The organism is Pseudonocardia sp. SID8383, from assembly GCF_009864975.1.
Taxonomy (GTDB): domain Bacteria; phylum Actinomycetota; class Actinomycetes; order Mycobacteriales; family Pseudonocardiaceae; genus Pseudonocardia; species Pseudonocardia alni.
Window position 1 is genome coordinate 1 of record NZ_WWFY01000606.1, and the last position, 1,834, is coordinate 1,834.

At 77.0% G+C, this 1,834-nt stretch carries 1 protein-coding gene; it reads right to left on the reverse strand.

Annotated elements, in window-relative coordinates; genetic code table 11:
* On the reverse strand, positions 1-1,834 hold a 1,834-nt coding region (locus tag GTW08_RS14780; protein WP_161152077.1), incomplete at both ends, for an acyltransferase domain-containing protein.

Here is a 1,834-nt window from a genome sequence, read left to right on the forward strand (position 1 = left end):
CGGCGCGAGGGTGCCGGACCCGCCGGTGACCAGCGTGGTCCCCCGCGGGTCCCACGTCCGGGCCGGCCGGGCGCCCGCGGGCTCGGCCCGCACGATCCGCCGGGTGAACACCCCGGTGGGACGCAGCGCGAGCTGGTCCTCGGCGCCCAGCTCCCCGGCGAGGACGGCGACCAGCCGCGCGGCCCCGCGCTCGTCCAGGGCGACCGGCAGGTCGATCGTCCCGCCCCAGCGCTGCGGGTGCTCCAGCGCCGCGGTCCAGCCGATGCCCAGGACCTGGGCCTGGACCGGGGCGATGACCTCGTCGGCGCGTCCGGTGGCGACGGCGCCACGGCTCAGTGCCCACATCGGCGCGTCGATGCCGCTGTCGCCCAGCGCCTGGATCAGCGCGACGGTCAGCGCCACCCCGGTGACCAGGCCGGTCCGCGGCACGGTCGTGGTGTCGGCCTCGGCCAGCACCGAGACGATCCCCGAGACGGCGGCCGGGTCGGCGGCGGAGTCGTCCCCGGTCGCCGCGGCGAGCCGCCCGGCCAGGACGGCGCGGTCGGTGCAGGTCTCGTCGAGGACGACGCGGCGCACGTCGGCCCCGTGCGCGGCCAGCGCACCGGCCACCTCGGTGTCGTCGGTCCCCTCGGCCGAGACGACCAGCCAGGTGCCCGCCAGGCTCCGCTGCGGCAGCGACCCGGCCGGTTTCCAGGACACGCGGTAGCGCCAGGAGTCCAGGGTGGAGCGGTCCCGGCGGCCGCGGCGCCAGCTGACCAGCGCGGGCAGGACCGCGGCGACCGCGTCCGGGTCGGTGTCCAGGGTGCTGGTCAGGGCGGCGACGTCGCCGTCCTCGACGGCGGCCCAGAACGCCTCGTCCTGCGGGTCGGCGGCGGCGGTGACCGCGGGGGGCAGGACCCACAGCTGGTCGTGGGCGAACGCATACGTGGGCAGGTCGGTGCGGGACGCGCCGGTCCCGTCGAAGACCCGGGTCCAGTCGACGGCCGCCCCCCGGACGTAGAGCTCCGCCGCGGACAGCACGAACCGGTCGTAGCCGCCCTGGTCACGGCGCAGCGTGCCACCCGCGACACCGGCGACGCCGGCGTCGTCGAGCACGTCCTGCACCGACATCGACAGCACCGGGTGCGGGCTCGTTTCGACGAACGTGCGGTACTCGGCGGCCTGCAGGGCCTCGACCGCGTCGGCGAACCGGACCCGGTTGCGCAGGTTCTCGTACCAGTAGGAGGCGTCCATCGTGGTCGTGTCGAGCCAGTCGCCCGTGACCGTGGAGAACACCGGCACCTGCGACGGCTGCGGGGCGAGCCCGGCGAGGGTCGTGGCGAGCTCGTCGCGCAGGTCCTCGACCTGGTGCGAGTGCGAGGCGTAGTCCACCGCGATCCGGCGGGCGCGGACATCGGCGGCGTCGAACGCGGCGAGCAGCTCGTCGAGCGCGTCGGGCTCGCCGGCGAGCACCGCGGAACGGGGGCCGTTGACGGCGGCCACCGACACCCGGCCCTCGTAGCCGGCGAGGTGCCCCTCGGCGTCGGCGACCGGCAGCGCGACCGACATCATGCCGCCGCGCCCGGCCAGCGACCGCGCGATCGCCCGGCTGCGCAGCGCGACCACCCGGGCACCGTCGCGCAGCGACAGCGCACCGGAGACGACGGCGGCGGCGATCTCGCCCTGGGAGTGGCCGACGACCGCGTCGGGCTCGACGCCGTGCGCGCGCCACAGCGCGGCCAGTCCGACCATGACGGCGAAGGTGGCGGGCTGGACGACGTCGACCCGCTCGACGGGCGGCGCCCCCTCGGCGCCGCGGAGCACGTCGTCGAGCGACCAGTCGGTGAACTCGGCG